Genomic DNA, 24564 nt, shown 5'->3' on the forward strand with positions numbered 1-24564 from the left:
TTTGTGATGCCCGTGATCGGTCTGCCCCTGCCGTTCTTCAGCTACGGCGGGTCCTCGCTGTTGACACTGTATGCCGCCATGGGCGTGGTGTCCGGCATCAAAAAGCGATCCCCTGTGGTCCGCCGTCCGGGCAGGCCCCTGGGGTGAGCGGAAGGATCTCCCAAACACGGCCGGAGTGCGCTCCGGCCGTGTTTTTCTGCATATTTCCGGCGGGCGGGAAGAAACTAGCGGTGCACCCAATTCAATACAGGAGGTATGATCGCCTTGAAGACCCAACTGATGAAACGCGCCGCCGCCCTGTGCCTGGCGGTAGTCCTGACCCTGTCCGTCAACGCCGCCGCCCTGTTCGGCGGCAAGGAGAAGGCCCAGCCGGCAGAGGGGAGCCCCACGGCCCAGGCGCTGGAGATCCGCACCTACCGGGGCATTCCCTATCACGCCCAGTTTCTGGCCGCGGGCGGCGAGGGAGAGGACCTGACCTTCACCGTGGAGAAAGAGCCCAAAAAGGGCACCGTCCAGATTGACGGCGCCAGCTTCACCTATACCCCAGAGGGGGATTCCACCGGAAGCGACAGCTTCACCTATACCGCCACCGACAGCGCCGGACGCGTGTCTCAACCCGCTACGGTGAGCGTCACCATTGAGAAGGCCAAGTCTGGCGTCACCTATGCGGACACGGCGGACAGCACCGCCGCGGTGGCCGCGCAGGACCTGGCGGAGGCGGGGATTTTCACCGGTGCCAAGATCGGAGACCAGTACTACTTTGAGCCGGATAAGCCCGTCTCCCGCAGCGAGTTTCTGGCCCTGGTAATGGAGACCGCCGGGGACGAACCCACCGCCGTTACCATGACCGGCTTCTGCGACGACGCGGCCATCCCCACCTGGGCCAAGGCCTACGCCGCGGCCGGTGTGGCGGACGGCATCATTCAGGGCGTCTCCACAGCGGAGGGCGTGGCCTTCCAGGGAGACGAACCCATCACCTTCAATGAGGCGGCTACCGTGCTCAACCGCGTCCTGGCGGTGGAGGATGTGGATCTGGCCGGCTGGTACGCAGACCGGGAGGCAGTGCCCTCCTGGGCGGCCCAGGCCGTGGGGAACATGGAGGCGGTCAGCGTCCTCGCCGCGGGCAGCTTCGGCAGCGCCGCCATGGGAGAAAACGTCACCCGGGCGGACGCGGCCCAGATGCTTTCCGCCGCCGGCACCCTGCTGGAGGGAGAACCGGCCGGCCTCTTCGACTGGCTCCTCTGAGCCGGGAATTTCCAGCAGAACAAACAGCCCTCCGAAAAAGCGCCCGTGCTTTTTCGGAGGGCCTGCGGCGTTTTAACAGTTGTATTTGGGGGCGGTTTGTGCTAAACTATGGAACATTAAAATAGGATGATTATGACTACCCATCGGAGAGCAGTCAAGATAGAAGGGACTGGAAACGAGCATGAAGATCGTTGTATTGGCGGGGGGAATCTCCACAGAGCGGGCGGTCTCCCTGGTGACGGGCACCGGCGTGTGCCACGCCCTGCGGGAAAACGGCCATCGGGCCATCCTGGTGGATCTGTTCCTGGGGCTGGAGGAGGTCCCGGCGGACCTGGAGACCCTGTTTGACGCGCCCGACGGCCTGTGCCCCGACGCGAAGATCGAGGTGGAGGCGCCGGACCTGGAGACGGTGAAGCGCGGCCGGAAGGATCAGGGCCCCAGCCACATCGGCCCCCACGTGCTGGACATCTGCCAGAAGGCGGACCTGGTGTTCCTGGGCCTCCACGGTATGGACGGGGAGGACGGCCGCATCCAGGCCGCCCTGGATTTACTGGGCGTGCCCTACACCGGCGCGGGTCATCTGGCCTCCGCTGTCGCCATGGACAAGGCGGTTTCCAAGCAGATTCTGGACGCGTGCGGCATTCCCACCCCCAAGTGGCGGCTGCTGTCCTATGGACTGGATGAGGCGGAGCCCCTGGCCCAGACGCTGCCTATGCCCTGCGTCATCAAGACCATCGGGGGCGGTTCGTCCCTGGGTGTGTACTTACCGGAGGACCGGACGGAGCTGAAGCGGGCCCTGGAGGAGGTGCTGCGCTACGGCGCCAAGGTCCTGGCGGAGGAGCGGATCTACGGCCGGGAGCTGACAGTGGCGGTCCTGGGGGACCGCTGGCTGCCGGCGGTGGAGACCGTGCCCGCCGGAAAGGAATTTGACTACGTGGCCAAGTACCAGGCCGGCGCGGCGGTGGAGACCTGTCCGGCCGATGTGCCGCCCGCGGTGATGCAGGCCGCCGGTGAGCTGGCCCTGCGGACCCACCGGGCGTTGGGATTGGAGGTCTACTCCCGCACGGACATGATTCTGGACAAAGACGGAAATCTGTGGGTGCTGGAGGCCAACTCCCTGCCGGGCATGACCCCCAACAGCTTTGTCCCCAAGGAGGCCGCCGCCGTGGGCATGAGCTACAACCAGCTCTGCGAGGAGATCGTGCGGCTCTCCTGCGACGTGAAGAGAAGAGGGTGAACTGCATGCAGCCAATGACCATTCCTGAGATCATATCCGCTGTGGACGGCACCTGGCTGAATCCCCGGAAGGGGGCGGCCCCCGTCACCGCTGTGTGCACCGACAGCCGGAAGATTGCCCCCGGCTGCCTGTTCCTGCCCTGGGTGGGGGAGCGGTTCGACGGCCATGACTTCATCGACAGGGCCCTGGACGCGGGAGCCGCCGGGTGCTTGTGCGCCCGGAGGCCGGAGCTGCTGCGGCCAGACAAGTTCTATATCCAGGTGGCGGACACCCGGCTGGCCCTGCGGGCCCTGGCGTCCGCCTACCGGGACCGGTTCGCCATCCCCTTTGTCCAGGTCACCGGCAGCGTGGGCAAGACCACCACAAAGGAGATGCTGGCGGCGGTGCTGGGGGCGAAGCTCCGGGTGCTGAAGACACCGGAGAACTTCAACAACGACATCGGCACGCCCCTGACCCTGCTGGGCCTGGGGCCGGAGCATCAGGCGGCGGTGATCGAGACCGGCATGAACCACTTCGGGGAGATCCGCTATTTGGGGGAGATGGTGCGGCCGGACATCGCCGTCATCTCCAACATCGGTGACGCCCACATCGAGCATCTGGGCAGCCGGGAGGGGATCCTCAAGGCCAAGAGCGAGATTTTTGAGAACCTGAAGCCGGAGGGACTGGCGGTCCTTAACGGGGATGACGCCCTGCTGAACACCCTGGACCTGCCCTTCCGGACCGTCCGCTGCGGCCGATCGGAGCACTGCGCCGTCCGGGTGATGGACATGGCCGACCACGGCGTAGCGGGAATTACCTGCACCGTCGTGTCCCCCCGGGACACCTATCACCTGACCATCCCTGCGCCGGGAGAGCACATGGCCTACTCTGCCGCCATCGCCGTGGCGGTGGGAGAGGAGCTGGGCCTTTCCACGGAGGAGATCACCCGGGGCGCGGCTTCGTATGAACCCGCCGGATCCCGGATGCGGGTGCTTCGTCTGCGGGACGGGCGGCTGGTGCTGGATGACTGCTACAACGCCAATCCCCAGTCCGTCACTGCGGCCCTGGAGATCCTGGCCAAGACTGAGTGCGGCCGGAAGGTGGCCGTGCTGGGGGACATGGGGGAACTGGGGGACCTGACGGACCAGGCCCACTACAACATAGGCGCCCTGGCCGCCATGCTGGGCATCGACGAGGTGGTGGCCATCGGCGCCAAGGCGGAGAAGATCGCCGACGGCGCCGCCCAGAGCGGCGGCTCCGTCACCCATTTTGCCACCAAGGAGGAGGCCGTCCACGAATTGACTGACCAGCTGGGCACCGACACCGCCATGCTGGTGAAGGCGTCCCACGCCATGCACTTTGGCTGGATCGTGGAGCAGTTGAAACAAGCGTATGATTGAGATTCAAGTGAACAACCTGGTGAAGTCCTTTGAGGTGGGGAAGAACGTCCTGGACGGCCTCACCTTTCAGGTGGACCAGGGGGAGCGGGTGGGGCTGCTGGGCCGCAACGGCGCGGGCAAGACCACCCTGTTCAAGATACTGACCGGCGAGCTGGACTACGACGAGGGCACCGTCGTGGTGGGCCAGGGCCGGCGGGTGGGCCTGATCTCCCAGATCCCCGTCTACCCCGCCGGCTGCACAGTAGAGGACGTGCTGCGCTCCGCCTTCGCCCGGCTGGAGAGCCTGGCGGAGGAGATGCGGGCCCTGGAGGCCCGGATGGCCGCCGGGGAGAGCGACCCTGCCATTTTGAAGCGGTACGGCACATTAAGCGAGCGGTTTGAGGCATTTGGCGGCTATGACACGGATGTGGCGGTGAATAAGATCGCCAACGGCCTGTCCATTCCGGACAGCCAGCGGTCCCAGCTGTTCGACAGCCTCTCCGGCGGGGAAAAGACCCGGGTGAACCTGGGCCGCCTCATCCTGGAGGACACGGACATCCTGCTGCTGGACGAGCCCACCAACCACTTGGACCTCCACGCTACCGAGTGGCTGGAGGAGTACATTCGCTCTTTCCACGGCACGGTGGTCACCATCTCCCACGACCGGTATTTCCTGGACCGCACCGTCACCCGGGTCATCGAGATCCAGGACGGGAAAGCGGAGTTTTACAGCGGGAATTACAGCTTCTATGCCGTGGAGAAGGAACGCCGCTACCAGGAGCGGATGAAGCAGTACGAAAAAGAGCAGGCCAAGATCGCACAGTTGGAGAAGGCGGCGGAGCAATTGCGGGTCTGGGCTTTCATGGGCATGGACAAGACCTACCGCCGGGCCATCTCCATGGAAAGGCGCATCGAGCGGATGCGGACCACCTCCAAACCCACCAAGGCGCGGAAGATGGACGCCCGGTTCTCCTCCGCGGAGTTCCACGGGGACGAGGTGCTGGGCATCCGGAACGTGTCCAAGTCCTACGGGGACAAGCACCTCTTTGAGGGCATCAGCCTGAAGGTGGAGGGGGGCGAGCGCATCGCCCTCATCGGCGACAACGGCACCGGAAAGTCCACCCTTATCAAGATGATCGTGGGGGAGCTGTATCCGGACGACGGCCGCATCAAAACCGGCCCCCAGGTGAAGGAGGCATACCTGCCCCAGATCGTCCGCTTCGACCACCCAGACTGGAACCTGGTGGAGAATATGATGGCGGCGAAAAAGGGCCTCTCGGCCCAGTCGGCCCGAAACCGGCTGGCGGCATACGACTTCCGGGGCGAGGACGTGTTCAAGCCGGTGTCGGTGCTCTCCGGCGGGGAGCAGAGCCGCCTGCGGCTGTGCATGCTGATGGATGACGAGATCAACTTTCTGATTCTGGACGAGCCCACCAACCATCTGGACATCGACTCCCGGGAGTGGATCGAGGAGGCGGTGGAGGCCTACGACGGCACGCTGCTGTTTGTCAGCCATGACCGGTACTTCATCAACCGCTTCGCCACCCGGATCTGGGAGCTGGCGGATGGCACCATCACGGATTATCCCTGCGGCTTTGCCCAATACCGGCAGATGAAGGCTCAGGAGGAGGCGGAGAAGGCCGCCGCTCCCAAGCCGGAGAAGGAGCGGGAAAAGCCCGCTGCGGAGCGGCCCCAGCGGGGCAACAAGGCCCAGCAGGCGGCCCGACGGCAGTTGACCATCTGTGAGCGGGACATCGCCAGGGCGGAGGAGTACATCGCCGCCCTGGAGGCGGACATGGAGGCCGCGGCCTGTGACTATGAGAAGCTGAACGAGCTGGTGGGGCAGAAGGACGCCGCCCAGGCGGAGCTGGACGCCCTGTACGAAAGGTGGGAGCAGCTCAGTGAAGAGGCAGAGGGCTAAACAGCGGCCCCTGTACCGGTACGATGTCTACCGGGGCCGCAGAAGAGGACAGGCCCGGCTGATCGGGGCGGCGGGCTGCGCCGTTTTCGGCCTGCTTCTGGTGCTCATCCGGAGCCTGGGCATCCGGTTTTCCGGCTTTCTGCTGCTGGGGCTGGCGGCGCTCCTGGTGCTTTCCTGGCTGCTGGATCGCCTGGCCGCCGGAAATCACCGCTGGCGGCTGATCCACCGGGGCTTTTATGGCTGCCTTACGGTGGGACTGGCTGCGCTGCTGGGGCTGGAGGTCTTTATCATTAACCGGGGGCGCAGCGACATGACGCCCCTGCCGGCAGACGCGGTCATCGTCCTGGGGGCGGGGGTCAACGGCACTGAGCCGTCCCTGTCCCTGCGGACCCGGCTGGACAAGGCCGTGGACTATCTGGAGCGGTGGCCGGACATCCCGGCAGTGCTCACCGGCGGCACCGGCTACGGCGAGGAGATCAGTGAGGCCCAGTGTATGTATGACTATCTCACGGAGTACGGTGTGGAGGCAGACCGCCTGATCCTGGAGGACCGGGCATCCAACACGGCGGAGAACTTCGCCTTTTCCTGGGAACTGCTGACAGAGGCGGGGGTGGACCCGGCGGAGGGACGGGTGGCTGTTGTCACCAATGACTTTCACATCGCCCGGGCGGAGCTGATCGCCGCCCGGGAGGGCTACGGAGACGTGGCCGGGATCCCAGCGCCGCTGCCCTGGGTTCATTTGGAGATCAATTACACCCTGCGGGAGGCCTTTGCCATGGTAAAGACCTTTCTGTTTGACTGAGCGGATACGGAGGAACCAAATGAGCGACATCTTATGTATCTATTACTCCCGGACGGGGAACACCAAGAAGGCCATGGAGGAGATTGCCGCCGCCCTGGACGCGGAGCTGGCGGAGCTGCGGGACAACGCGGACCGGAGCGGCTGGCGGGGCTGGCTGCGCTGTGGGCTGGACGCCATGCGCAAAGACACCCGCCCCGTGGCCCCGTTGGAGACAGCCCGTCCCCTGGGGGACTACCGCTTGGTGATTCTGGGCACACCGGTGTGGGCCGGGCGATCCAGCGCCGTCATGCGGTCGTTTCTGAAAGACCGGGGCGGGGAGATCCGCAACGCGGCCTATGTGCTGACCCGCAGCAGCGGCTCCCAGTACCAGGAGGTCTATCGCCAGATGGATCTCTGTGTGCCCGCCGGTCATCTGGCGGCGGTGTCCCTGCGAAGCGGGGACGTGGGCTGGGCATTCTGGCAGGAGGAGTTTCTCCGCCAAGTCCGGGCCTTTCTGGAGGGGCAGTAGCGGCAGACCCTTTTCTGAAATCAACGGGAGAGGAGATGCCCCATGCTGGAAAAACTGAAGGAGCTGGCCCTGCGGTATGAAGATCTGCAGGCCCAGCTGGCGGACCCGTCTGTCTACGGTGACGCGGAGCGGCTGAAGACTGTGAATCGGGAGCTGAAGGACCTGACTCCGGTGGCAGAGGCGTACCAGGCATACCGGCAGGCGGAGGCGGACCGAGCCGCGGCGGAGGAGCTGCTCTCTGACCCGGAGATGCGGGAGTTGGCCCAGGAGGAGCTGACCGCCGCACGGGAAGAGATGGAGCGGCTGCGGCAGGAGCTGAAGCTCCTGCTGCTGCCCAAGGATCCCAATGACCGGAAGAACGTGATCCTGGAGATCCGGGCGGGTACCGGCGGCGAGGAGGCGGCGCTGTTCGCCGCGTCGCTGCTGCGGATGTACACCATGTACGCTGCCGCCCGGGGCTGGAGGACCGACACCGTGGAGCTGAACGAGACGGAGCTGGGGGGCGTGAAGGAGTGCAGCGTCCTCATTGAAGGCGAGGGCGCCTGGTCCCGGCTGAAATTCGAGAGCGGCGTCCACCGGGTCCAGCGGGTGCCGGTGACGGAGTCCAATGGCCGCATCCAGACCTCCGCCGCCACGGTGGCCGTGCTGCCGGAGGCGGAAGGGGTGGACGTGAAGCTGGACCCTGCGGACATCGAGATGCAGGTCTACCGGGCCAGCGGCGCGGGTGGCCAGCATGTGAACAAGACGTCCTCCGCCGTGCGGCTGATCCACCGGCCCACCGGCCTGGTAGTGGAATGCCAGCAGGAGCGCAGCCAGTTCCAGAACCGGGACAAGGCCATGCGCCTTTTGGCGTCAAGATTGTATGAGATCGAGCGGGAAAAGCAGAATGCCGACATCGCCAGAGAGCGGAAGAGTCAGGTGGGCAGCGGCGACCGCAGCGAGAAGATCCGCACCTACAACTTCCCCCAGGGCCGGGTGACGGATCACCGGATCGGCCTGACGCTGTACCGGATCGACGCAGTCCTGGACGGGGAACTGGATGAGCTCATCGACGCCCTGGTGACCGCCGACCAGGCGGAGAAGCTGAAGAACGGCGGCGGGGAACCATAAAACAGAGCTGTACGGCGGCCCGGATAGAGCGGCGCCGTGGAGGGGCTGCACTTCCGGCAGCCTGCCGGGACGCCGCGGAGCCCTTTGGAGACGCAGAAAGAGTAAGCAATAAGGCCGGGGAGATCTCCGGCGAAGAGAGATAGAGGCGAAGAGATATGCAGACACGATATTTTGACCTGCGGGACACCAAGGGTCAGCAGAAGGAGATCGAGGACAAGATCGGCGCAGCGGCCAAGATCCTGCGGGACGGCGGCCTGGTGGGCATCCCCACGGAGACGGTGTACGGCTTGGGGGCCAACGCTCTGGACGGCACCGCGGTGAAGCGGATCTTTGAGGCCAAGGGCCGGCCCCAGGACAATCCCCTCATCATCCATGTGACCGGCGCCCAGTGGCTGCCCCGCTACTGCGCCGACGTGCCGCCCCTGGCCTATGTGCTGGCCCGGAAATTCTGGCCCGGCCCCCTGACTATGATCCTGAAGCGGCGGCCCATCATCCCGGACGAGACCACCGCCGGGCTGGACACGGTGGCGGTGCGCTGCCCCAACCACCCGGTGACGCTGGCGATCATCCGGGAGGCGGGCATCCCCATCGCGGCCCCCAGCGCCAACCTCTCCGGCCGGCCCAGCTGCACGACTGCCCAGGACGTGCTGGAGGATATGGACGGCCGGATCAGCGGCGTGGTGGACGGCGGTCCCTGTGCGGTGGGTGTGGAGTCCACGATTCTGGACCTGACCTGCGACCCGCCCAGGCTGCTGCGTCCCGGCGGACTGCCCCTGGAGGACCTGGAGCGGCTCATCGGCAAGATCGATGTGGACAAGGCCGTCAACGGCGCCCTGGCGGAGGGCGAGAAGCCCAAGGCCCCTGGCATGAAGTACCGCCACTACGCCCCCAAGGCGCCGGTCACCGTCATCACCGGCGCGCCGGAGAAGTCCGCCCAGGAGATCCTGCGGCGGGTGGGGCCCACCTCCGGCGTCATTTGCTTCGAGGAGTTTGTGGACCTGTTCCGGGAGCAGGAGGTCCACACCCTGGGGCCTGTAGGCGACAAGCTGGTCCAGGCCCAGCGGGTGTTCGACGCCCTGCGGACCTTTGACACCAGCGATGTGACGGAGATCTTCGCCCAGTGCCCGGACAACCGGGGATTGGGTCTGGCCATCGGCAACCGGCTGAAAAAGGCCGCCGGCTTCCATGTGGTGGAGGCGGACAGTGAGCGGGTGGTGCTGGGCCTCACCGGCGGCACCGGCGCGGGCAAGTCCAGCGCCCTGCGGGCCATCCGCTCCCTGGGGGGCGAGGTCATCGACTGCGACGCCCTGTACCATGAGATGTTGGAGACCTGCGCTCCCCTGCGGGATGAGATCGGTGTCTCCTTCCCCGGCGCGTTTGACGCAGCCGGCCAACTGGACCGGCGCAAGCTGGGACAGGAGGTCTTCTCCCACAAGGACCGGCTGGAGCAGCTCAACGGCATTGTGGCCCGCCATCTGGTGCCGGAGGTGCGGCGGCGCTTGGCGGCGTCGGAGAGCAAGATCTTCGCCATCGATGCCATCAACCTGCTGGAGGGCGGGCTGGACCAGCTGTGCGACCGGACGATAGCCGTCACCGCGCCTTTGGAACTGCGGGTCCGGCGGATCATGGCCCGGGACAACATCACAGAGCAGTACGCCCGCCTGCGGATCTCCGCCCAGCAGCCGGACGAGTACTACCGGGGCAAGTGCGACTGTGAGCTGAATAACGCCGCCGATACCGCCGCGGCCTTTGAAATGGAGGCCCGGGAGTTTTTCCAGCGGCTGATCGACACCATCAAGGAGGAAAAAGCACATGGAAAGCAAGGAATTTAAGGCGCTGAAGGAGCAGCTGCTCTCCTGCCGCCGCAACGGCTTCGACCGGATGGACGCGGCGGAGCGGAGCGCCATGGAATCGTACTGCACGGACTACAAGGCATTTCTGGACACTAGCAAGACCGAGCGGCTCTGCGCAGGAGAGGTTGTCCGCCTGGCAAAGCAGGCCGGCTACCGGCCCTATGTCCGGGGCGCGGCGGTGAAGCCGGGAGACAAGGTCTATCTCTGCAACCGGGGCAAGAGCGTGCTGCTGGCCCACATCGGGGAGAAGCCGTTGGCGGAGGGTGTTCAGATCGCTGCCGCCCACATAGACTCCCCCCGGCTGGACCTGAAGCCCAACCCCCTGTATGAGGACGGGGAACTGGCCTATTTCAAGACCCACTACTACGGCGGCATCCGCAAGTACCAGTGGGTTACCATTCCCCTGGAGCTCCACGGCGTGGTGGCCCTGCGGGACGGCGCCAGCGTACAGGTGAACATCGGCGGGGGCGCGGACGATCCCCGGCTGGTGATCACGGACCTGCTGCCCCACCTGGGCGCGGAGCAGAACAAGAAGCCGCTGGCGGAGGCCATTCCCGCTGAGACCCTGAACCTGCTGCTGGGCAGCGAGCCGATCGGGGACGCGGAGGAGTCCGGCCGTGTGAAGCTGGCGGTGATGAAGCTGCTGAACGAAAAGTACGGCATCACGGAGGATGACTTTACCTCCGCGGAGCTGGAGGCGGTGCCGGCGGTAAAGGCCACGGACATCGGCCTGGATCGCAGCATGATCGGCGCCTACGGCCATGATGACCGGGTGTGTGCCTACGCCGCCCTGCGGGCCCTGCTGGATCTGGAGGGGACCCCTGCCAAGACGGCGGTGTGTGTTCTGGCGGATAAGGAGGAGATCGGCTCCGACGGTGTGACGGGCATGCAGTCCGCCGCTTTCGACACATTTATGGAGGACCTGTGCGAGAGCCAGGGCGCGGCTGTGCGGGTGTGTTTCGAGAAGTCCTTCTGCCTCAGCGCCGACGTGACGGCGGCCTACGACCCTAACTTCTCCGACGTGTATGAGAAGCGCAACGCCGCCTATCTGAACTACGGCATCGGCCTGTGCAAGTACACCGGCGCCCGGGGCAAGTCTGGTGCCTCCGACGCGGACGCGGAGACGGTGGCCTATATCCGCAACCTCTTTGACGAGGCGGGGGTCATCTGGCAGATCGCAGAGCTGGGCAAGGTGGACGCCGGCGGCGGCGGCACTGTGGCCATGTATATGGCCAACCGGAACATCACCACGCTGGACGCGGGCGTGCCGGTCCTGTCCATGCACGCGCCCTTTGAGACGGTGTCCAAGCTGGACTGCTACGAGACCTATAAGGGCATGAAGGCCGTATTCCAGGCGGAGAAGTGAATCGGCTGAGATCAGGAAACAGGCGCCCCGGTGAAAACCGGGGCGCCTGTTTCTATCCGGCATTCTGCTCAGGTGAGGGGGAGAAAACCGGGGGAACTTTTCCTGTTTTCGTCAAAAGAATTTCGGCGAATTTGGTTGCATTGCCTACGGAAATATGGTAAGATGCTTTGCGTGTAAAGACAAATGGCCATAGGAGGCGGACGAGATGGCGAGAGAGATCAAGTATTACATTGTGGCCGCGAACGCCCTGCCGGAGATCTTCGTGAAGGTGGCGGAGGCCAAGCGGATGATGCAGACCGGCGAGGCGGACACCGTGGGCGCTGCCACGAAGCAGGTGGGGATCAGCCGCAGCGCGTTCTACAAGTACAAGGATGCGGTGCAGCCGTTCAACGATATGAAGGCGGAGCACATCATCACCTTTTACTGCATGCTCAAGGACAACACCGGCGTGCTCTCCAGCGTGCTGTCCGTGTTTGCCACTTCTGGGGCCAACATCCTCACCATCAACCAGAGCATTCCCACCAACGGCTGCGCGGCGGTGACGATTTCCGCAGAGACCAGCGGACTGGCGGAGACCCTGGAGAAGCTGATGGCAGACGTGGCCGCCGTGGACGGCGTGGTGCGGGTGGAAGTCCTGGCAGGATAAAGAGAGAGGAAACGGACGCATGATACAGATTGCGATTATGGGCCTTGGCACGGTGGGCTCCGGCGTGGCCAAGGTAGTGGCGGAAAACGCCCGGCAGATCGAGCGAAAGCTGGGCGAACCCCTGCAGGTGAAGACCATTCTGGTGCGGCATTTCAAGGACGGGCCCTACCGTCAGCTGATGACGGATGACTTCACGAAGATCGAGGAGGACCATGCTATCCGGGTGGTGGTGGAGACCATCGGCGGCGTGGAGGCGGCCTACGAGTACACAAAGCGGGCCCTGAACGCCGGCAAGCACGTGGTCACCGCCAACAAGCAGCTGGTGGCGGAGAAGGGCGCAGAGCTGCTGGCCCTGGCCAAAAAGCGGGGCGTGAACTATTTGTTCGAGGCCAGCGTGGGCGGCGGTATCCCAGTGCTGCATCCCCTGACCCAGTGCATGGCTGCCAACCGGATCGACGAGGTGTACGGCATCCTAAACGGCACCACCAATTATATCCTCACCCGGATGGTCCGGGCCGGCACCACCTTTGCGGACGCCCTGAAAGAGGCGCAGGAGAAGGGTTACGCGGAGGCAGACCCCACCGCAGACGTGGAGGGCGTCGACGCCGGGCGGAAGATCTGTATCCTGGCGGATCTGGCCTTCGGCTGTCAGGTGGACCCGGCGGATGTGCCCATGGAGGGGATCAGCCGGCTGTCTCTCCGGGACGTGAAGATCGCCCAGCGGGCTGGCTACCGCGTCAAGCTGCTGGGCCGGGCGGTGCGCCTGCCCGGCGGCCGTACTGCCTATGTGGCACCCCATCTGATCCCGGAGGAGCAGCCCCTGGCCAGCGTGGACGATGTGTTCAACGCGGTGGTGGTCCGGGGAAACGCCACCGGCGAGGTGATGTTCTACGGCCAAGGGGCCGGGGAGCTGCCCACGGCCTCCGCCTGCGTGGCGGACGTGATGGAGGCGCTTCAGTCCAGTCCCCGCCGGGAGGAGATCGGCTGGGAGGCGGACCCGGCGGGCTTTGAGGACCCGCAGGCCCTTCGGAGCCGGTACTACTTCCGCATCGGCGGCAGCCTCAGCGCCGCTGCCGCGGCCTTCGGCCAGGTGGAGATCCTCAGCGAGGACGGCGGTGAGACCGCCTTCCTCACCGACTGCATCAGCGGAGCCGAGGCAGGGAAGCAGGCCGAAGGCCTGCGCGTCCTGGCCTGTCTGCGGGTGCTGGGATAAGCCCCAAACCGCCGGAAGATGTGTATACTGGAACAGGCGGGAACCGGGATTTGAGACTTGATTCTGATTTAAAGAAGGAAATGCCATGAGCTTGATCGTACAGAAATTCGGCGGCACCAGCGTGAGAGATGCCAAGCGCATCCGCAACGTAGCCGGCATCATCGCAGAGACCTATCTGGCGGGGAACGACGTGATTGTGGTCCTCTCCGCCCAGGGAGACACTACAGACGATCTCATTGCCAAGGCGGAGGAGATCAACCCCCACGCCTCCAAGCGGGAGATGGATATGCTGCTCTCCACGGGAGAGCAAATCTCTGTGGCCCTGTGCGCCATGGCCCTGGAGGCCATGGGCCTGCCCTGCATATCCCTGGCTGCTTGGCAGGTGGGGATACAGTCTACCTCCGTCCACTCCGACGCCCGGATCAAGAAGATCGACACCGAGCGTATCCAGTCCGAGCTGGACCAGCACCGGATCGTGATCGTCACCGGCTTCCAGGGCGTGGACCGCAACGGGGACGTGACCACCCTGGGCCGGGGCGGGTCCGACACCAGCGCCGTGGCGCTGGCGGCGGCCTTCCGTGCAGATCTGTGCCAGATCTACACGGATGTGGACGGTGTGTATACCACGGACCCCCGCATCGTCCCCAGTGCCCGCAAACTGGATGAGATCACCTACGACGAGATGCTGGAACTGGCGTCGCAGGGGGCCCAGGTGCTCCACAACCGCAGCGTGGAGCTGGCCAAGAAGTTCAGAGTGAATTTGGAAGTCGTGTCCAGCCTGGAGCGCAAGCCCGGCACGAAAGTCAAGGAGGTCACCAAAGTGGAGAAAACCAATATCGCCGGTGTCGCCAAGGACACCAGCATCGCCCGCGTCGCCCTGATCGGTCTGCAGCACAACCCAGGCGTCGCCTTCCAGGTCTTTGACCTGCTGAGCAAGCACAACATCAACGTGGATGTCATCCTGCAGTCCATTGGCCGGGAGGACACCAAGGACATCACCTTCACGGTCCACAAGAAGGACCTGGAGGAATCCAAGCAGATTCTGGAGGAACATAAAGAGACCCTGAGGTTCGACCACATTGAGACGGATGAGAGCATCGGCAAGGTTTCCATCGTGGGCGCGGGCCTCATGAGCAACTGCGGCGTGGCCGCCCGGATGTTCGAGGCTCTCTATGAGGCGGGCATCAACATCCAGATGATCAATACTTCTGAGATCCGAGTCTCCGTCCTGCTGGATGAGGAGGACGTGAACCGGGCGGTCCGGGCCATCCACGACAAGTTCTTCGGCGAGATCTGATTCCGCCTGGAGCATCAGCCCAGCAGGGCGCGCCCACCGGCGCGCCCTGTGCTGTTTTCCGGTCTGCTCCGCCGCCGCGCTGCATACAGTGGAGCGAGGTGAGGCGAACCATGAGAGATCCCTTCAATCGTTTTGCCCTGCGGTATCTGGCGGCTGTGGTGTGCGGCCTGGCACTGCTGCTGCTCCACAGCACGGCACAAAGCGGACTGCCTGCCGCGTTCGTGCCCCAGTGTCCCAGCCCCTGGGAGTTGAGCAAGCTGGCCTTCTGGCCGCTGCTTGCCGCCTGGGTGCTGACCGGCCGGCTGGGCAGGGAGCGCCGCACGCTGCTGCAGGATCTGCCGGCAGCGGTGCTGACGCCCCTGGCTATGACAGCGGCGTGCTGGGGCTTGGCGGCCGCCGGGGGAAACGGCGCGGCGAGCCTGGCGGTCTGGGCGGTGCTGCTGGCGGCGGGCACGGCCTTCTGCCCGGACGGAAGAAAGCACCCGGGGCTGTGGGCAGCCCTGGCTCTGCTTCTGGCGGGGCTGTACATGCTGCTGACCTTCACGCCTCCGGGCTGGGGACCATTCGTCAATCCGCTGGGATGAGAGAGGATTTACTTTCCCGCCCATCTGTGGTACAATACGGACGCTGTATACAAGAGAATGCCGCCTCGCCGGGCTTGCCGGCGGGCGGCCATGAGGAGGAACTTCGCTATGAACGCCATCGTCACCGTCGTGGGGCAGGATAAGGTAGGCATCATCGCCGCCGTCTGCGCCCTGCTGGCTGAGCACAACGTCAATATCCTGGACATCTCCCAGACGATCCTCCAGGGCTCCTTCACCATGGTCATGGCCGTGGACGTGGGAGCGGCCAAGGTCTCTGTGGGCGAGCTACGGGACCTGCTGGAGCAGTTGGGGCAGAAGATGGAGATCTCTATCCGCATCCAGCGGGAGGAGATATTTGATGCCATGCATCGCATCTGACTTCAAGAGGGAGCTGCGCCCACCCTTTAGATTCCCCCTCCCCAGTGAGACGTTGGTCACTGGGGACGCCGCCCCCGGCGGCTGGGTCAAGGAATTTTCGGCAGGTACACGCCCTGCCGAAAATGATTTGATATTCTTCTTTTGCCGGAGGTAAAAGAACTGGGGAAAACCGGAGGTTTTCCCCTAGCCTCTTTTACCCGTTTCCGGAGTCCTTTTGAGAGAGAATTTGTACGTTGGGAGATACGTTATGCTGAACCAGAAGGAAATTTTATCTACCATTGAGATGATCGACCAGCAGCACCTGGACATCCGCACCATCACCATGGGAATCTCCCTGCTGAGCTGCTGTGACCCGGACCCGAAGCGGGCCTGTAAGAAGATCTACGACAAGATCACCCGGTATGCGGAGAAGCTGGTCAAGACCGGCGAGGACATCGAGCGGGAGTTCGGCATCCCCATCGTGAACAAGCGCATTTCCGTCACTCCCATGGCCCTGGTGGCCGGGGCCAGCGAGACGGAGGACTGCGTGCCCTTTGCCCTGGCCCTGGACCGGGCGGCCCAGACCTGCGGCGTCAACTTTATCGGCGGCTACTCCGCCTTGGTGCAGAAGGGCATGACAGAGGCGGACGAGAAGATGATCCGCTCCATTCCGGAGGCTCTGGCCCGGACAGAACTGGTCTGTTCCTCCGTCAACGTGGGGTCCACCCGGGCGGGCATCAATATGGACGCGGTGGCCCTGATGGGCCGCATCGTCAAGGATACCGCTGCCGCCACGGCGGACCGGGATGGCCTGGGCTGCGCCAAGCTGGTGGTGTTCTGCAATGCCGTGGAGGACAACCCCTTTATGGCCGGCGCCTTCCACGGCGTGGGAGAGGCGGAGAAGGTCATCAACGTGGGCGTCTCCGGCCCCGGCGTAGTGTGTACTGCTTTGAAAGCGGTGAAGGGCCAGCCCTTTGACGTGGTGGCGGAGACCGTGAAGAAGACCGCTTTCCGGGTGACCCGCATGGGCCAGTTGGTGGCCCAGGAGGCCAGCCGTCGGCTGGACACGCCCTTCGGCATCGTGGATCTCTCCCTGGCGCCTACCCCGGCCATCGGAGACAGCGTGGCCCGCATTCTGGAGGAGATGGGCCTGGAGGTCTGCGGCACCCACGGCACTACGGCGGCGCTGGCCCTGTTGAACGACGCGGTGAAGAAGGGCGGCGTCATGGCGTCCTCCTCTGTGGGCGGCCTCTCCGGCGCCTTCATCCCCGTCAGCGAGGACGAGGGCATGATCGCCGCCGCAGAGGCAGGGACCCTCTGCCTGGACAAGCTGGAGGCCATGACCTGCGTCTGCTCCGTGGGCCTGGACATGATCGCCGTCCCCGGCGACACCCCGGTAGAGACCATCTCCGCCATCATTGCAGACGAGGCGGCCATCGGCATGGTGAACAACAAGACCACCGCCGTCCGGCTGCTGCCCGCCCCCGGCAAGACCGTGGGGGACCGGATCGAGATGGGCGGCCTCCTGGGCAGCGCCCCGGTGATGCCGGTGCACCCGGAGTCCAGCGCGGACTTTATCGCCCGGGGCGGCCGCATCCCGGCACCCCTCCACAGCCTGAAGAACTGAGCCAGCGGGCCGTCCGGAAGGGCGGCCTGTTTTGCCATACAGATGCGGGAAAGGCGTTCAGATATGCCGCAGCTTCATGTGCAGCAGGGCTCACGCCTTTTCGCGGCATACTGTCCTATACTTGGAGTTTCACGCCGGGGTATGGGACGCGCCCTGCCGCGGTAAACTGGGAGAAAAGGAGGAATCGCATGGACATTCTCTTTGAAAACGGCACCATCCGCACTCTGGAGCGGAACAGCCCTGATGCCCAGGCCCTGTTGGTGCGCAACGGCCGGATCGCCGCCGTGGGGGGCAGGACGGCGGTGGAGGACCAGACGGGAATCGACGTCCGCCGGGTGGATCTGGCAGGCAGGACGCTGCTGCCGGCGTTTCTGGACGCCCACAGCCACTTTACGGCGGTGGCCAACCAGTTTCTGCAGGTGTCTTTGGAGGGCTGCACCTCCTGGGCGGACATGCAGGACCGGATCCGGGACTACATCCGGCGGGAGCGCATCCCTGCCGGGCAGTGGGTAACGGCACAGGGGTACGACCACAACCTGCTCTCGGAGCGGCGCCACCCGGATCGGCTCTGCCTGGATGCGGCGGCGCCGGACAACCCGGTGGTGATCTGCCACCAGTCCGGCCACATGGGCGTGTTCAACACCGCGGCGCTGGAGCGGCTGGGTGTCACTGCGCAGACGCCTGCCCCCGCCGGAGGCGTCATCGGGCGGGAGAACGGCACCCTCACCGGCTACATGGAGGAAAACGCCTTTCTGGAGTTCCAGAAGCGGGTGCCCATGAGGCCGCTGGAGTCGTTTCTGGCGGCCTACCGGAAGGCCCAGGACCTGTACGCCTCCTACGGAATCACCACCGTGCAGGAAGGGCTGCTGCGCCGGGAGCTGGTACCCCTGTATCAGGCCCTGCTGGCGGACGGGTCCCTGAAGCTGGATGTGGTTGCCTACGGAGATCCGGAGGGAGTGGAGGCGGCCCGGCAGGCATTTCCCGAGAGTGTCCGGCAATATCACCGGCGCTTCAAGCTGGGCGGGTACAAGATGTTTCTGGACGGATCTCCCCAGGGACGTACCGCTTGGCTGCGGCGGCCCTATCAGGGGGAGCAGGAATACCGGGGCTACGGCACCCTGACGGACGCAGAGGTGCTGGACATGGTCCGCCGAGCCGGGACAGATGGAATGCAGCTGCTGGCCCACTGCAACGGGGATGCCGCCTGCGCCCAGTATCTGGCGGCGCTGGATGCGGCGGCGCGGGAAGGCGTGGATCTGGCGGCACTGCGGCCGGTGATGATCCACGCCCAGCTGCTGGGCAGGGACCAACTGCCGGAGGTGAGGCGGCTGGGGGTGATCCCCTCTTTCTTCGTGGCCCACGTGTACCACTGGGGGGATGTCCATCTGGAAAATCTGGGACCCGGCCGGGCGGAGGCCATCAGTCCCGCAGGCTCGGCGGCGGAGCAGGGGATCCCCTTCACATTCCATCAGGATGCGCCGGTGATCCGGCCCGATATGCTGGAGACGGTGTGGTGTGCCGTGAACCGGGTGACCCGGCAGGGCCGCGTCCTGGGCCGGGAAGAGCGGGTGGACGTCCGGACGGCCCTGGAGGCGGTGACGGTCCACGCTGCATACCAGTATTTTGAGGAGACGGACAAGGGCACCCTGGCGCCGGGGAAGCAGGCGGATCTGGTGATTCTGGACCGGGACCCCCTGGCGGTGCCGCAGGAGGAGCTCCGGGATATTCGGGTACTGGAGACCTGGAAGGATGGCGTTCCCATCTTCTGCCGGGAGGCATGAGTCTGCCGCCGGGTGGAAAAGAACGCTTGCAATTTTTCGCACGAGAGGTAAAATAAGGAGGAACGACGTGCCCAACGCGTTGGAACATGGGAGGTGAGCAATATGGAGAAAAAGAGCAAGCTGGTGCTGGCCGTTTTACAGGGAAGTGATTCCGACAACACCATCCGCAACCTGAATGAGCGCGGCTTCATGGTGACGGTGCTGAGCTCCACCGGCGGCTTTTTGAAGAAAAAGAGCACCACGGTGATGATCGGCGTGGAGGAGGATCGGCTGGAAGAGGCCCTGGACGTCCTGCAGAAGTATGCGGGACACCGGAAGGAGACCGTGTACCAGAGCGTGACCATGCCCCACGGGGAGATGTCCGCGGTGCCGCCGGTACCCATGGAGGTCATGGCCGGCGGTGCGGCGGTGTTCATCGTGTCGCTGGACGATATCCGCAAATTCTGAATCCCTGCGTCTCAAATGGCAAAAAAGACCTGCGCGGCAGCTGCCGTGCAGGTCTTTTTTGCGCATCGAAGGGAAGCTCGTCAGCCCTGTCGGGCCGCCTCCTCCGCGTCAAATTTTGCCCGGTCCCGGTCGATCTGCTTCTGATAGCGGTCCGCCTCGGAAAAGACGCAGCCGCAGTACTTCTGCATATAGAACCCCAGCTCCCGGGCCCGCTGGTTGCCGGCCCGGAAGTTTGACCGGAAGTCCCGGTAGAGAAATTCCACCCCGTACTGCCGGGCATACATCTCTGCTGCGGCGGCGATGGCCTCGTGATTCTGATAGGTGCTGGCCAGCAGGGTGGAGGTGAAGGCGGCAAAGCCGTGCTCTGCCGCATACTTCGCCGTGCCCTCCAGCCGGTGTTCGTAGCAGTAGGCGCAGCGGTGGTCGATGTCTCCCGCCACATGGCGGACAAAGTCCTTCAGACCGTAGTCCTCCTGTACCCGGACCTCCATACCGATGGTGGGGGCATACGCCAGCAGGCAGTCCCGCCGGGCCTGATACTCCTTCCAGGGGTGGATGTTGGGGTTGTACCAAAACGCCACCGGCTCGATGCCCTCGCTCCGCAGAGGGTCGATGCAGCTGAGGGAACAAGGGGCGCAGCAGGTGTGCAGCAAAACGCGTTCCATGTCGAAAATGCCTCTCTTTGGTTCTGAGATGGAACCAGTATAGCATAGAAGAGAGAAAAGGCCAAGCCCCTTTCCCAACCAAGTTTCTTAACGAAAAATTAACAGTCTTTCAGAATATTGCCGATTGAACATCCCATGGAAAAAGTGTATGATGTCAACTAATGTGGTATCATGCGGTTAGCTGTTGAAAACTCTGACGCAACCGTTTTCCCAGAAGGAGGAAGCAGAGTTGAAAGTTGGACTTGACGTAGGATCCACCACCATCAAATGCGTGGTGCTGGACGATGCGGATAATCTGGTATACAGTACATACGAGCGGCATTACAGCCATATTCTGGAAAAGTCGGAGGAGCTGCTGCGCCGGGTGGCGGATCAGCACGGCGCAAAAGCGGATCTGGCCATCTCCGGCTCTGCCGGCATGGGCATGGCGGAGAGCGTGCAGGTCCCATTCGTGCAGGAGGTGTTTGCCACCCGCGTGGCGGCCAACAAGCTGGCCCCGGGGACGGACTGCATCATCGAGCTGGGCGGTGAGGACGCCAAAATCCTGTTCCTCACCGGCGGCATGGAGGTGCGGATGAACGGTTCCTGCGCCGGCGGCACCGGCGCCTTCATCGACCAGATGGCGACGCTGCTGAAAATGAGCGCCGACGAGATGGACGCCGCCGCCCAGCGGGCGGAGAAGACGTACACCATCGCCTCCCGCTGCGGTGTGTTCGCCAAGAGCGATGTGCAGCCCCTCATCAACCAGGGCGCCAAGGCGGAGGATATTTCCGCCAGCATCTATCAGGCGGTGGTGAACCAGACCATTGCCGGGCTGGCCCAGGGCCGGCCCATCAAGGGCAACGTCCTGTACCTGGGCGGGCCCCTGACCTTCTCCCGAGTCCTGCGGGAGAGCTTTGACCACACCCTGGGGGTCCAGGGCACCTGTCCGGAGAACAGCCTGCTGTACGTGGCCCTGGGCGCAGCCTTCTATTCCGACCAGGAATTCGACCTGAACCAGGTGGCGGACGACCTGCAGAAGCACGGCGCGGCGGAGACCTACCGCTCCCTGCCGCCCCTGTTCAGCAGCCGTGAGGAGTATGAGGCGTTCCGGGCCCGGCACGCCAAGGCCACGGTGCCCCAGGTGCCCTTCGGCGCGGACTACGCCGCCCCGGTGCACATCGGCGTCGACTCCGGCTCCACTACCGTGAAGCTGGTGGTCATCGACCAGGACGCCCGCATCCTCTTCTCCGACTACCGGCCCAACCTGGGCAACCCGGTGCCCCTCATCCGGCAGGTGCTGCAGGAGCTCTATGACGAGCATCCGGCCCTCCATGTGGCGTCCGTCACCACCACCGGCTACGGAGAGGATCTGGCGAAAAACGCCTTCCACGCGGACTACGGCGTGGTGGAGACGGTGGCCCACTTCACCGCCGCCCGCCACTTCCTGCCCAATGTGGACTTCATCATCGACATCGGCGGCCAGGACATGAAATGCTTCAAGATCGAGGACGGCGCCATCAGCAACATCTTCCTGAACGAGGCATGCTCCTCCGGCTGCGGCAGCTTCCTGCAGACCTTCGCCCAGGCGCTGGGATACGACGTGAAAGAGTTTGCCCAGCTGGGCCTGTTTGCCGAGCGGCCTGTGGACCTGGGCAGCCGCTGCACTGTGTTCATGAACTCTAGCGTGAAGCAGGCCCAGAAGGACGGCGCCACCATTGAGAACATCTCCGCCGGCCTCTCCATGTCCGTGGTGCGCAACGCCATCTACAAGGTCATCCGGGCTTCCTCTCCCGAGGAGCTGGGCCGGAACATCGTGGTCCAGGGCGGTACCTTCTACAACGAGGCGGTGCTGCGGGCTTTTGAGAAGGAGATGGGCGTAGAGGTTATCCGACCCAATATCGCTGGCCTCATGGGCGCCTACGGCGCTGCCCTGTTCGGCCGGGGCAAGGCCCGGGCGGATCAGACCAGTACGCTTTTGAACCGCCAGGAGCTGGCGGACTTCCGCCAGGAGACGGAGAGCCGGGTGTGCGGCCTGTGCGGCAACAACTGCCAGCTGACCATCAACACCTTCGCCGACGGGGCCACCTTCATCAGCGGCAACCGCTGCGACCGGCCCGTCACCGGCAAGGCGGACACCGGGGAGCGGAACCTCTACGAATACAAGCGCAAGCTGATCCTGGGCTACAAGCCCGTCCCCGGCAGGCGGGGCAAGATCGGGCTGCCCCTGTGCCTGAATATGTGGGAGCTGCTGCCCTTCTGGCACACCTTCTTCACCAAGCTGGGCTTCGCGGTGTACCACAGCCCCTTCTCTAGCCGGGACCTGTATCTGAAGGGGCAGGGCACCATCCCCAGCGACACCGCCTGCTTCCCGGCCAAGTTGGCCCACGGTCATATTCAGTTCCTCGCAAAGCTTGGCCTGGACGCGATCTTCTACCCCTGCATGACCTACAATCTGGATGAGGGGCTGGGGGACAACCACTACAACTGCCCTGTGGTGGCCTACTATCCGGAGGTCATCGCCGGCAACTGCCCAGAGGTCCAGCAGACCAAGTTCATCTATGACTATGTGGGCCTCCACCGGCCCAAGGACTTCACCAAAAAGATCTTCACCATCCTGCGCAGCTACTTCCCGGACATCACCAAGGGCGAGGTGAAGGAGGCAACCGACGCCGCCTACGCCGAGTACGCCCACCACATGTCCCTCATCCGCAAGGAGGGAGAGCGGATCATCGACCAGGCCCGGGCAGAGGGCCGCCGGATCATCGTGTTGGCAGGCCGGCCCTATCACGTGGACCCGGAGGTCAACCACGGCATCGACACTCTGATTACCCGCGCCGGCGCTGCGGTCATCACGGAGGACTCCATCTCCAACCGGGTGGAGAAATTCCCCACCACGGTGCTGAACCAGTGGACCTACCACGCCCGTCTCTACGCGGCGGCCCGCTACTGCTGCACCCAGCGGGATATGGACCTGGTGCAGTTGGTCTCCTTCGGCTGCGGCGTGGACGCCATCACCTCCGACGAGACACGGGAGATCCTGCAGGCGGGTGGCAAGTTGTACACCCAGCTGAAGATCGACGAGATCACCAACCTGGGCGCTGTCCGCATCCGGCTGCGGAGCCTGTTCGCTGCCCTGGATGAGCAGGACGAGGCCCGGGAAACTGCCAGAAAGGAGGCGTGAGACATGGAGCTGGAATTCCAGAATTACCCCAAGTTCACCCCTGAAATGAAAAAGACCCATAAGATCCTGATTCCCAACATGGCCCCGGTGCAGTTCCGCATCCTGGCGGCCGTCATGCGGCAGGCCGGCTACACCTGCGAGCTGCTGGAGAACTGCGGCAGCCAGGTCAGCGAGCTGGGATTGAAATACGTCCACAACGACACCTGCTATCCCGCCCTGCTGGTCATCGGCCAGTTCCTGGACGCCCTGGGCTCCGGGAAGTACGATCTGGACCACACCGCCCTGATTATCACCCAGACTGGCGGCGGCTGCCGGGCCTCCAACTACATCCACCTGCTGCGCAAGGCCCTGGTGAAGGCAGGCTACGGCCAGGTTCCGGTGGTGAGCCTGAACTTCTCCGGATTGGAGAAGGACTCCGGCTTCCCCATGACCCTGCCCCTGATGCGCAAGCTCCTGGCCTGCATCTACTACGGCGACCTGCTGGTGGCCCTGAAGGCCCAGACGGAGCCCTATGAGACCCACAAGGGGGACGCGGCCGCTTTGCAGGAGAAGTGGCTGGACACCATCTGCGGCTGGGTCATGGAGGACAAGGGCTGGTCCGGCCGGGAGATCAAGGCCGCCATGCCCAAGATCGCCGCAGAGTTCGCCGCCATTCCCATTCACCGGGTACCCAAGGTGAAGGTGGGCGTGGTAGGGGAGATCTACGTGAAATACTCCCCCCTGGGCAACAATGACCTGGAGAAGTTCCTGGCCTCCCAGGACTGCGAGGTGAACCTGCCGGGCCTGATGGGCTTTGTGCAGTACTGCGCCTACAACCCCTCCGAAACCGCCCGGCTGTATGGCGGCACCTTCCTGGAAAAGCATGTGTCAAGCGTAATCCTGGACTACATCGAGGGCATGGAGAAGGTGATGATCCGGGTCCTGAAGGACAACGGCTTCCACGCGCCCCTGCCCTTCCGGGAGCTGGTGAAGCTGACGGACGGCGTCATCTCCACCGGCAACAAAATGGGTGAGGGCTGGCTCCTCACCGCCGAGATGATCGAGCTGGTGCGGGCCGGGTACGAGAACATCGTCTGTGCCCAGCCATTCGGCTGCCTGCCCAACCACATCTGCGGCAAGGGGATGATCAACAAGATCCGGGAGCTGTACCCCCAGGCCAATATCACCCCCATCGACTACGATCCCAGCGCCACCCGGGTGAATCAGGAGAACCGCATCAAGCTGATGCTGGCAGTGGCCCGGGAGCGGCTGGCGGAGAAGACTGCCGACCAGAGTGCCCGGGAGACTCCGGCGCCCGCAGAGACCCCGCAGAGCGGGGCGGAGCCTCAGACAGTCTCCGTATAAACAAAGCCATAACTGGAAGTGCCGGCGCGGCAGACCCGAG

Annotated in this window: 21 protein-coding genes; 20 read left to right on the forward strand and 1 reads right to left on the reverse strand. The window is 64.4% G+C overall.

Annotated elements, in window-relative coordinates:
- Window positions 1-6 precede the first annotated feature (6 nt).
- The 18 genes from HMPREF1546_RS18060 (at window position 7) to HMPREF1546_RS02910 (ending at window position 19352) form a co-directional block, all read left to right on the forward strand.
- On the forward strand, window positions 7-147 hold the full coding sequence (locus HMPREF1546_RS18060) for an FtsW/RodA/SpoVE family cell cycle protein (RefSeq protein WP_301547031.1): 141 nt from the start codon (window positions 7-9) through the stop codon (window positions 145-147).
- Between the two features lie 117 nt (window positions 148-264).
- The gene (locus HMPREF1546_RS02830; protein ID WP_036629536.1) at window positions 265-1245 is read left to right on the forward strand and encodes an Ig-like domain-containing protein; all 981 of its coding nucleotides are present in this window, start codon (window positions 265-267) and stop codon (window positions 1243-1245) included.
- 181 nt (window positions 1246-1426) lie between these two features.
- On the forward strand, window positions 1427-2482 hold the full coding sequence (locus HMPREF1546_RS02835) for a D-alanine--D-alanine ligase (RefSeq protein ID WP_021747802.1): 1056 nt from the start codon (window positions 1427-1429) through the stop codon (window positions 2480-2482).
- Between the two features lie 5 nt (window positions 2483-2487).
- Complete coding sequence (gene murF, locus HMPREF1546_RS02840) at window positions 2488-3861, forward strand: UDP-N-acetylmuramoyl-tripeptide--D-alanyl-D-alanine ligase (RefSeq protein WP_021747801.1); 1374 nt, start codon at window positions 2488-2490, stop codon at window positions 3859-3861.
- The gene (locus tag HMPREF1546_RS02845) at window positions 3854-5761 is read left to right on the forward strand and encodes an ABC-F family ATP-binding cassette domain-containing protein (RefSeq protein ID WP_021747800.1); all 1908 of its coding nucleotides are present in this window, start codon (window positions 3854-3856) and stop codon (window positions 5759-5761) included. Before murF ends, HMPREF1546_RS02845 begins: the two co-directional genes overlap by 8 nt.
- Window positions 5742-6563 carry a YdcF family protein gene (locus HMPREF1546_RS02850; protein ID WP_021747799.1) on the forward strand — a complete coding sequence of 274 codons (822 nt, stop codon included), beginning with the start codon at window positions 5742-5744 and terminating at the stop codon, window positions 6561-6563. The genes HMPREF1546_RS02845 and HMPREF1546_RS02850 overlap by 20 nt, the downstream gene beginning before the upstream one ends.
- Window positions 6564-6582: 19 nt before the next feature.
- Window positions 6583-7071, forward strand: a complete 489-nt coding sequence (locus HMPREF1546_RS02855; RefSeq protein WP_021747798.1) for a flavodoxin family protein — start codon at window positions 6583-6585, stop codon at window positions 7069-7071.
- A gap of 42 nt (window positions 7072-7113) precedes the next feature.
- Window positions 7114-8181, forward strand: a complete 1068-nt coding sequence (gene prfA, locus HMPREF1546_RS02860; RefSeq protein WP_021747797.1) for a peptide chain release factor 1 — start codon at window positions 7114-7116, stop codon at window positions 8179-8181.
- A 155-nt stretch (window positions 8182-8336) separates the two neighbouring features.
- Window positions 8337-10013 carry an L-threonylcarbamoyladenylate synthase gene (locus HMPREF1546_RS02865; RefSeq protein ID WP_021747796.1) on the forward strand — a complete coding sequence of 559 codons (1677 nt, stop codon included), beginning with the start codon at window positions 8337-8339 and terminating at the stop codon, window positions 10011-10013.
- Window positions 9994-11400 carry an aminopeptidase gene (locus HMPREF1546_RS02870; RefSeq protein WP_021747795.1) on the forward strand — a complete coding sequence of 469 codons (1407 nt, stop codon included), beginning with the start codon at window positions 9994-9996 and terminating at the stop codon, window positions 11398-11400. The genes HMPREF1546_RS02865 and HMPREF1546_RS02870 overlap by 20 nt, the downstream gene beginning before the upstream one ends.
- Window positions 11401-11605: 205 nt before the next feature.
- Entirely contained in the window at window positions 11606-12046 is a 441-nt protein-coding gene (locus HMPREF1546_RS02875) for an ACT domain-containing protein (RefSeq protein WP_021747794.1), read from the forward strand.
- Between the two features lie 19 nt (window positions 12047-12065).
- Window positions 12066-13259 carry a homoserine dehydrogenase gene (locus HMPREF1546_RS02880; RefSeq protein ID WP_021747793.1) on the forward strand — a complete coding sequence of 398 codons (1194 nt, stop codon included), beginning with the start codon at window positions 12066-12068 and terminating at the stop codon, window positions 13257-13259.
- 85 nt (window positions 13260-13344) lie between these two features.
- Window positions 13345-14556, forward strand: a complete 1212-nt coding sequence (locus tag HMPREF1546_RS02885; protein WP_021747792.1) for an aspartate kinase — start codon at window positions 13345-13347, stop codon at window positions 14554-14556.
- Between the two features lie 110 nt (window positions 14557-14666).
- Window positions 14667-15140, forward strand: coding sequence for a hypothetical protein (locus HMPREF1546_RS02890; RefSeq protein ID WP_021751668.1), 474 nt, complete (start codon window positions 14667-14669; stop codon window positions 15138-15140).
- A 108-nt stretch (window positions 15141-15248) separates the two neighbouring features.
- Window positions 15249-15518: an ACT domain-containing protein gene (locus HMPREF1546_RS02895; RefSeq protein ID WP_025544749.1), complete on the forward strand. Its 270-nt coding sequence runs from the start codon at window positions 15249-15251 to the stop codon at window positions 15516-15518.
- Window positions 15519-15768: 250 nt separating this feature from the next.
- The gene (locus HMPREF1546_RS02900) at window positions 15769-17124 is read left to right on the forward strand and encodes a PFL family protein (RefSeq protein WP_349134309.1); all 1356 of its coding nucleotides are present in this window, start codon (window positions 15769-15771) and stop codon (window positions 17122-17124) included.
- 188 nt (window positions 17125-17312) lie between these two features.
- Window positions 17313-18905 carry an amidohydrolase gene (locus tag HMPREF1546_RS02905; protein ID WP_021749405.1) on the forward strand — a complete coding sequence of 531 codons (1593 nt, stop codon included), beginning with the start codon at window positions 17313-17315 and terminating at the stop codon, window positions 18903-18905.
- A gap of 102 nt (window positions 18906-19007) precedes the next feature.
- Entirely contained in the window at window positions 19008-19352 is a 345-nt protein-coding gene (locus tag HMPREF1546_RS02910) for a cyclic-di-AMP receptor (RefSeq protein ID WP_021749406.1), read from the forward strand.
- An 80-nt stretch (window positions 19353-19432) separates the two neighbouring features.
- Here the strand turns inward: HMPREF1546_RS02910 and HMPREF1546_RS02915 are convergent, their stop codons facing one another.
- Window positions 19433-20017, reverse strand: coding sequence for an epoxyqueuosine reductase QueH (locus tag HMPREF1546_RS02915; RefSeq protein ID WP_021749407.1), 585 nt, complete (start codon window positions 20015-20017; stop codon window positions 19433-19435).
- Between the two features lie 229 nt (window positions 20018-20246).
- Between HMPREF1546_RS02915 and HMPREF1546_RS02920 the strand changes: the two genes are divergently transcribed.
- Both HMPREF1546_RS02920 and HMPREF1546_RS02925 read left to right on the forward strand, forming a co-directional pair.
- Window positions 20247-23180 carry an acyl-CoA dehydratase activase gene (locus HMPREF1546_RS02920; RefSeq protein ID WP_051319934.1) on the forward strand — a complete coding sequence of 978 codons (2934 nt, stop codon included), beginning with the start codon at window positions 20247-20249 and terminating at the stop codon, window positions 23178-23180.
- A 9-nt stretch (window positions 23181-23189) separates the two neighbouring features.
- Window positions 23190-24524: a 2-hydroxyacyl-CoA dehydratase gene (locus tag HMPREF1546_RS02925; protein WP_301546148.1), complete on the forward strand. Its 1335-nt coding sequence runs from the start codon at window positions 23190-23192 to the stop codon at window positions 24522-24524.
- Window positions 24525-24564: the final 40 nt, after the last annotated feature.

The organism is Oscillibacter sp. KLE 1745 (assembly GCF_000469445.2).
Taxonomy (GTDB): Bacteria; Bacillota; Clostridia; order Oscillospirales; family Oscillospiraceae; genus Oscillibacter; species Oscillibacter welbionis.

Coding starts and splice junctions, on each gene's coding strand:
- HMPREF1546_RS18060 (WP_301547031.1), top strand. CDS start 7: ATGCCCGTGATCGGTCTGCCCCTGCCGTTCTTCAGCTACGGCGGGTCC.
- HMPREF1546_RS02835 (WP_021747802.1), top strand. CDS start 1,427: ATGAAGATCGTTGTATTGGCGGGGGGAATCTCCACAGAGCGGGCGGTC.
- murF (WP_021747801.1), top strand. CDS start 2,488: ATGCAGCCAATGACCATTCCTGAGATCATATCCGCTGTGGACGGCACC.
- HMPREF1546_RS02845 (WP_021747800.1), top strand. CDS start 3,854: ATGATTGAGATTCAAGTGAACAACCTGGTGAAGTCCTTTGAGGTGGGG.
- HMPREF1546_RS02855 (WP_021747798.1), top strand. CDS start 6,583: ATGAGCGACATCTTATGTATCTATTACTCCCGGACGGGGAACACCAAG.
- prfA (WP_021747797.1), top strand. CDS start 7,114: ATGCTGGAAAAACTGAAGGAGCTGGCCCTGCGGTATGAAGATCTGCAG.
- HMPREF1546_RS02865 (WP_021747796.1), top strand. CDS start 8,337: ATGCAGACACGATATTTTGACCTGCGGGACACCAAGGGTCAGCAGAAG.
- HMPREF1546_RS02870 (WP_021747795.1), top strand. CDS start 9,994: ATGGAAAGCAAGGAATTTAAGGCGCTGAAGGAGCAGCTGCTCTCCTGC.
- HMPREF1546_RS02875 (WP_021747794.1), top strand. CDS start 11,606: ATGGCGAGAGAGATCAAGTATTACATTGTGGCCGCGAACGCCCTGCCG.
- HMPREF1546_RS02880 (WP_021747793.1), top strand. CDS start 12,066: ATGATACAGATTGCGATTATGGGCCTTGGCACGGTGGGCTCCGGCGTG.
- HMPREF1546_RS02885 (WP_021747792.1), top strand. CDS start 13,345: ATGAGCTTGATCGTACAGAAATTCGGCGGCACCAGCGTGAGAGATGCC.
- HMPREF1546_RS02890 (WP_021751668.1), top strand. CDS start 14,667: ATGAGAGATCCCTTCAATCGTTTTGCCCTGCGGTATCTGGCGGCTGTG.
- HMPREF1546_RS02895 (WP_025544749.1), top strand. CDS start 15,249: ATGAACGCCATCGTCACCGTCGTGGGGCAGGATAAGGTAGGCATCATC.
- HMPREF1546_RS02905 (WP_021749405.1), top strand. CDS start 17,313: ATGGACATTCTCTTTGAAAACGGCACCATCCGCACTCTGGAGCGGAAC.
- HMPREF1546_RS02910 (WP_021749406.1), top strand. CDS start 19,008: ATGGAGAAAAAGAGCAAGCTGGTGCTGGCCGTTTTACAGGGAAGTGAT.
- HMPREF1546_RS02915 (WP_021749407.1), bottom strand. CDS start 20,017: ATGGAACGCGTTTTGCTGCACACCTGCTGCGCCCCTTGTTCCCTCAGC.